The organism is Nostoc flagelliforme FACHB-838, from assembly GCF_014698065.1.
Classification (GTDB): Bacteria; Cyanobacteriota; Cyanobacteriia; order Cyanobacteriales; family Nostocaceae; genus Nostoc; species Nostoc flagelliforme_B.
The window spans coordinates 54714-60958 of sequence record NZ_JACJSI010000040.1 but is presented as its reverse complement, the minus strand read 5'-3'; the positions used below and the strand labels follow the sequence as shown (position 1 = coordinate 60958).

5 protein-coding genes are annotated in these 6245 nt (G+C 42.7%); 1 reads left to right on the top strand and 4 read right to left on the bottom strand.

Features of this window, described 5'->3' with window-relative positions:
* Positions 1–367: 367 nt before the first annotated feature.
* The 3 genes from H6G97_RS19860 to H6G97_RS19850 all read right to left on the bottom strand — a co-directional run bounded on the left by H6G97_RS19860 (position 368) and on the right by H6G97_RS19850 (position 4175).
* Entirely contained in the window at positions 368–1192 is an 825-nt protein-coding gene (locus H6G97_RS19860) for a M90 family metallopeptidase (RefSeq protein ID WP_190942432.1), read from the bottom strand.
* A gap of 140 nt (positions 1193–1332) precedes the next feature.
* Positions 1333–3255: an Hsp70 family protein gene (locus H6G97_RS19855; RefSeq protein WP_190942431.1), complete on the bottom strand. Its 1923-nt coding sequence runs from the start codon at positions 3253–3255 to the stop codon at positions 1333–1335.
* Positions 3256–3269: 14 nt separating this feature from the next.
* Positions 3270–4175, bottom strand: coding sequence for a hypothetical protein (locus H6G97_RS19850; RefSeq protein ID WP_190942430.1), 906 nt, complete (start codon positions 4173–4175; stop codon positions 3270–3272).
* 275 nt (positions 4176–4450) lie between these two features.
* On the opposite strand from H6G97_RS19850, the gene H6G97_RS19845 reads away from it, so the two are divergent.
* Positions 4451–5242: an SAM hydrolase/SAM-dependent halogenase family protein gene (locus H6G97_RS19845; protein WP_190942429.1), complete on the top strand. Its 792-nt coding sequence runs from the start codon at positions 4451–4453 to the stop codon at positions 5240–5242.
* 238 nt (positions 5243–5480) lie between these two features.
* Here H6G97_RS19845 and H6G97_RS19840 read toward each other — a convergent pair whose 3' ends face one another.
* Positions 5481–6143, bottom strand: a complete 663-nt coding sequence (locus tag H6G97_RS19840) for a Na(+)/H(+) antiporter subunit B (RefSeq protein ID WP_190942428.1) — start codon at positions 6141–6143, stop codon at positions 5481–5483.
* Positions 6144–6245: the final 102 nt, after the last annotated feature.

Below are 6245 nucleotides of genomic sequence, written 5' to 3'. Positions count from 1 at the left end.
CTTAGCAATGCAGTAATTGTTTATGACTCTATGACTGGGCAGTTACTATACAATCAAAATGGTAGTGCTGCTGGTTTCGGCAGTGGCGGTCAATTTGCACAACTTACTGGTGCACCTGCTCTTACTGCCTCCGACTTCATCATTCAAGCATAGTTGGGTCGGGTCAACTGAGTGGAAGTCTAATCTAAACATGAATCCACTTTCAAGACGGTTTTCAATTAAACAGATCACATCCATAAAGGCACAATATGTTTATTGTGCCTCTACAATTTTGTAGTTTAAATTTAGTCTAGGTTGGTGGGCTTTGTTTGTGTAGCCCCAGGCTTCTAGCTTGATGCGATTAACCTAACTTACAATTAGCTGTATTTTAAAACCATTGCACAGGATCTAATTGATAGTAACGTTGCAGTTGCTCATAAAGTGCCGGATGCTGGGACAGTAATTGGTGCGGTTTCTCAAAGAATGTCTCAGTCGCTACGGCGAAAAATTCTGCGGGATTTGTTGCACCGTAGGTATCCATTACCGTCTTTGCGCCTTGTAGAACATCATTACAAAGTTGCTGATATGCTTCTGTCATAACTTTCGCCCAAATAGCATAGTCTGATTTATGTTGCAGTATCGGAACTCCCTCAGCTTTACCATCTTCTTGATCCAACTGATGGGCGAATTCATGAAGCACAACGTTACGTCCATCCCTCCAGTTATTAGTATCTTGTTTCACCTGTTCCCAAGACAGTACTACTTGGTCATTTGTCCACGATTCTCCCAGTCTTGCCACACGCCTTTCTTCAACAACATATTTTCCGATGGAAGTCGTTTCCTGAACAAAATAAGCATTAGGATAGACTAAAATTGAACGTAGTCTAGGGAAGTATTGCCTACGTTCATTTAATAGGAGTAAACAGGCGATCGCAGCAATGGTCAGTTTCATTTCCTCCGTCACCTGTAATCCTCTACAACCAATAAATTGCTTTTCTGCTAAGAATACTTGAATATGTCTCTGAATTCGTCTAATTTCATCGGTAGAGAGACACAGATAAATAGGAAGATTATTCTCAACAATTGCATTCCACAGTGGGGGAAAAGGACGGTGTTTGAGACGGTTTCTTTGCCTTTTGACTAGAATGGGATTGATTAAAATACCGACGAGAATCAGCCCAATAATGATAAAGACAACTATTGTTTGAATCATTGACTTCTGAGCAGGTTACATATTTAAATCATTGGCAAACGAAATTTAGCTAACATAATTGTTTTGGTTGTAGTTCAATAATTAAATTTAAATGAGACTTTTCTCTATTTTCTAAAGTTTCCTAATCCTACATATTACCGCTATTGGATCAAAATTATGCAAGATAGAACTTTGCTAGAAAGGGTTTTTTGAAGCCCTTGCTCAACTTTGATAATCAGTTTATCAAAAGCCTCTTGATCTGCTGTCAATTGTTCTTGAAGAACTTTCTCTAACTCAGGCTTTATTTGCTCACACATATCCTCAATTTTTTTATCACTCAAAAAACTAGAACGAACCCAACTAGGTACATCTACATTTGTTTTGATTACTTCTTGAACACTCTTGCGATTTAACTCCATTCCTGCCGCCATAACCGAAGCCCCATATACTAATGCAATAGGCCAGGTTAAATGTCCAGTTAGTATGAGAGTGATGATGCTAGCTACAGTACCTCCACCAATTACTACATTGACAATAAAGCCCACTGTCTCAGCCAAAATAGCATCTCCAATCCGTAACTCTGGGTTAACAAAATTTGGGTCAATGCTATCCTGGAACCTTAAGCTGCTTCTAGGTATCTGAAACTTTCGACAAATTGGATCGGTTTGTGCGGCTAAATCGGGTTGGATTTTATTGCTAAACCAATAAGCGCATTGATGATTAATTATCTGCACAGCGCGTTCGCTTTTGAGCCACTGTTCTGCCCGACTGATTAAAGATGTTTCCAAATCGGCTAAAGTCCGTATTTTGTTTTTTTGCCAATTTTTTAAAGCTGGTTTAACTGCGTTGACGAGCAAGCCGTCTGTCAAAGGCTTAGTTAATGATTCGATTAACTCCGGGATATGCCTCTTAATCAAATCTTTGAGCGTGTTCGAGGTAAATAGTTTGTTGACTTCTTCCTTAAAAGCAGCAGCACGCAGATCCCATCGTCCTACTCGTGCTAAACCCAGTGCAATGCACCGTTCCGGTTCTGGATCAGGGCGAAGCAGCGTTTCTGGTTCGGGAAACATTTCCTGACAAAGCAAGTGGGTAAACTTCATGCGAGATGCACCACCAGTCATCAGCAAAAGTTTCGGCACGATTCCAAGTTGTTCCAGCTTTTCTTTCGCCTCGGTTAAAGAGTCGCTAAACGATCGCACCCAACTATGATGCCCCAGTTCCGGTAAGGGCTGGTTTAAAATTTCCTCCATCATCAATTTATTGACTTGGGGAATAAAATAAATCTGTTCGTTAATTGACTCGAAGCCACGCGCAAAGGATTCAGGATCGCTGTATAGCTGTTCATTAGAAAAGTAATCTTCTTTAGCTTTGCGACAAGCAAGTTCACAACGAGCTTGGTGATGGGGATATTCCTTAAATACTTTTTCGAGTAATGCTTTTTGTTCGTGGTTGGCGACAGTCCGGGCAAAAATAGCCTTGTCAATTAAGGATGCACCCAAAGTATTACTCCCGAAATCTATCGGGATTTCTTCTAAACTCTTAACTAGAGTAAAATCTGTGGTTGAAGAACCAATATCGACAATTAGCACCGATGCAATAAGTTTGTCATACTCCAGTTTCCCGGCTTCCTTGGCTTGCATGAAAGCAGCCCGCGATTCGGGTACAACATTTAGTTGGGGAATACCAGCTTCTTGAAGTAGCTTTTGGTATTCAGTGCGATCGCTAACTGACCATCCTGAAGGGCAACCAATGTAAAAATAGCTACTTTCCCCACCTTCAAGTTGTTTACTTTCTTTCAAAAGTCGGTAGTAGGTTGCTACAAAAGTGCTAATTGTTTCCCGATATTTAGGATCGTTGTTGGGTTTTTGCTTGAAAGAAATTGTCAGTTGGGTAACGCCAGCTTGAATTAATGCTTGTTCGCCAACAAGATAACCGAGTTTAGGATGCCAGCCAAGGGCTGTAATTTGGTTCTTCTTGTTGTTAATCTCCAGCATCTGGGGGGGGTCGATGCTTTCCACTATCGCTTTAGCTACAGCCGTTTCACCGTGCCCCAAATCAAAACCGATTGTTTCTAAAATTTCCATACCCTTATTGTCTATTATTCTCTAGCAGAGGAATATGCTGGCTCAATTACCCTACCGCGCCGAATCAAGCGATCGCCTTTCAACAAAGCCGGAGTTAAAGTTACGTGATCTTTGGTATCGGGGTCGATACTCGGCTCAAAGTCAAAATAATTGCGATCGCTGTGCGGGTCATTTGGTCGGTAAATTTGAGCGTTAATTCCCTGAGACATTAAAATCTGTGGTAGAAGTTTTGCCAGTTCATAAGCCATTTGGGGTTTATCAAGTTTTGATGCGCCCATTAGCCTTTGCAGAAAATTCAATAACTCTGGCAGTTCTTCTATTGCTAAGTCGCCTTCATGTTTATTCCATTCTTCTACTCTAGCTACTGCTAGGTCGATAGTGTTGAGAGCATCGCCAAGATGATCTAAAAATACTTTGCTATCAACCCGAAGCAGAGGTTTAGGTAATTCCAATAGCTCTGAAGACATAGAATTTTGCTGGCTCTTTAACTCAAGTTGAAGCACAACTTCTACCCCTAGAAGTATAGAGGTTAGTAAGATAGCCATCCATGCGCCTGGGCTAGTTTTAGTTAAAGAGAACAACGAACCTAAGATGCCTATATAAATTAGCCCCTTTAGCAGTTTCAGGATTAATCTGCTGGAAAAAAGGTTTGTACTTGGGTTAGGAAATTGCTTTTGCTCTGTTGGAGCAATTTGAGAATAGTTAGCCGCAGCAAGAGCAGCGATGGACTGCCGCAGGGTATCTAGGAAAAAGGAAGCCAGACGAACTTGAGCCAAATTAAGCTTTTCAATGTAAATTCTTTCGAGATTATCAAGCCGATTCTGAACGAGTTTAACTATCTCCTCAATGTTGGTTGTGTTATCAATATCTGTCTGGAGTTGGTTGCGTTCTTCGCTAAAAAGTGACGTGATTGTTTTCATTGCGTTGACTAAAACTTTAACGTTATTAATAAAAGTTAAATGAGCAGACAACTGCTTATTTAAACCTGTAATCACATGATGACTGATGTAATTAATCTAAGTTGTGTAGTTCCAGTATTTTTAGCTGGAAAATTGCGCTCAATGTTATCTAGAAATCTTGCATATAGTTGAGATCACACGTAGACTGCTGATGAGGCTGGTTCACTAGAGCCTTTGAAGGCCAACTATTGTCTAACCATTGATTGCAAATTACACCCATTAAAAGGAGGAGCTGAATGTTTATCTGCGTTATTGCAGACTACGGTACAGGAGATCCGGCATTTACAGAAGTCACACAACGTCTGTTGATGGCTTCTCCCGATGCCCAAATTCATTTGCTTTCGGTTCCAGCATTCAGTACATTGGCAACAGGATTTTGGATTGCCCAACTAGGACTCAACCCAGGCCCTAGCGATCGCCTAATTTATCATAACTGTGCGCCTCGTCAGGATGATCCTGAAGCCCGTCGAGACAATGAAGGTGAAGGACTAACTTATGCCCTTTTATCCAATGGTGTAAAAGTAGTAGGTGTGAATGCAGGCTACACCCTCTCCTTTATCAAAGACTATACAAAGGAGTTGCGAGTGGTCAATGTTTCTCGTGGTGGTTCGCAGTTTCGCTCACGGGATGTATTTCCTCCGGCTGCGGCTGCCATTATGAATGAAGATTTTAGCGTTCTGGGAGATAGCCTGAAGAGTGAGCAAATCCCAGATGTTCCACCAGATCGAATTGCCTGGATTGATGGCTACGGTAACATCAAAACAACTATTGCGGCACATACACTTAACTTGGAACCTCAAACCAAGATCGTGATTCGGATTGGAGATGTAGTGAGTGATGCAGTGTATTCTGATGGCAGCTTCAAGGTGTCTGAAGGGACTTTAGCTTTTGCTCCTGGTAGTTCCGGTTGGTCAAGAGGCGATTCAGGAGAACCATTGCGCTTTTTAGAGCTATTTCTGAGAGGAGGGAGTGCTTGGGAACGCTTTGGTCGTCCCCGTGTGAATCAGCAAGTAACTCGAATTGCCTAATTTTGGATATAGCAGTCAAAGATAAGGTATAAAAAATAAATTCCTCTTTAACCTCTTTACTCTGTGTCCTCTGCGCCTCTGTGGTTCAAAAAATTATTTTAAACCACAGAGGTACAGAGAAGCCAGTGCGCCCTTGCGGTTCCCCGACTTGTACCCCTACGGGGAAGCAAGCTACGCTCTTAGCGTTCCCGCTCTTTAGCAACTGGCGCAGCGCTGAGAAAAAATCCTAAATTATCTTTTACAACAATCCCCGATAACGAATAAAAACCAAAATCACCGCCCACGACCCCAACGCAACTTTGACTGCAACTAGAATATTCAGCAAGGGGACAATCCCCCCACTCAAAAGTGCGCCCATTTCCCCATGCGGTAACTCCACTCCAGTCAGAGTTATAGCCGCCAGTACAATGAAAACAAGAACCGAAACCTTCTCCCATGTAGCGGCGTGATAGCGCTGGTAAATCCCTTGCATCCACTCTGGTGATGAGGTAATGGCAATCAACCCGATCGCAGTTCCACCTGCAACTCCAGCCGCAAAACCACCGCCAGGGCTGAGATGTCCCCGAATAGCTAGTTCGATACTTACCATCGCAGCAATAGTTGCTCCCAGACGCGCCAGCACAATGGATGGTTGATCTGTGAAACGATAAATCGCGCAGGATGGCTGTTCATTCGCCAGCAGAAAATTAACTCCCATGATCGCGATCGTAAATACCACCACCTCGAAGATCGTGTCATACAACCGATTCCTGAGAATGATCACTGTTACCGCATTGGGTATGCCACCATCTTTAACAATCGATTCAACGATCGAGAAATCCGGTACAACTGGCGCTGAATTCGGCAAGACGAGCATTTTTACAAACAGCGCTATCCCTGCTGCAATGTAGATCCATTTCATCTTAAACCTCCAGGAGACTCCCACCAAATCTGTACTCAGATTGGTGGCGGGAGGAATGGAGGGTTAATTGCGTTCGCGTAGCGTGCCGTAGGCAAACGTCCC

Excerpts from the sequence above, each read along its gene's own strand:
- H6G97_RS19860 (WP_190942432.1), bottom strand. The coding sequence starts at position 1,192 with ATGATTCAAACAATAGTTGTCTTTATCATTATTGGGCTGATTCTCGTC.
- H6G97_RS19855 (WP_190942431.1), bottom strand. The coding sequence starts at position 3,255 with ATGGAAATTTTAGAAACAATCGGTTTTGATTTGGGGCACGGTGAAACG.
- H6G97_RS19850 (WP_190942430.1), bottom strand. The coding sequence starts at position 4,175 with ATGAAAACAATCACGTCACTTTTTAGCGAAGAACGCAACCAACTCCAG.
- H6G97_RS19845 (WP_190942429.1), top strand. The coding sequence starts at position 4,451 with ATGTTTATCTGCGTTATTGCAGACTACGGTACAGGAGATCCGGCATTT.
- H6G97_RS19840 (WP_190942428.1), bottom strand. The coding sequence starts at position 6,143 with ATGAAATGGATCTACATTGCAGCAGGGATAGCGCTGTTTGTAAAAATG.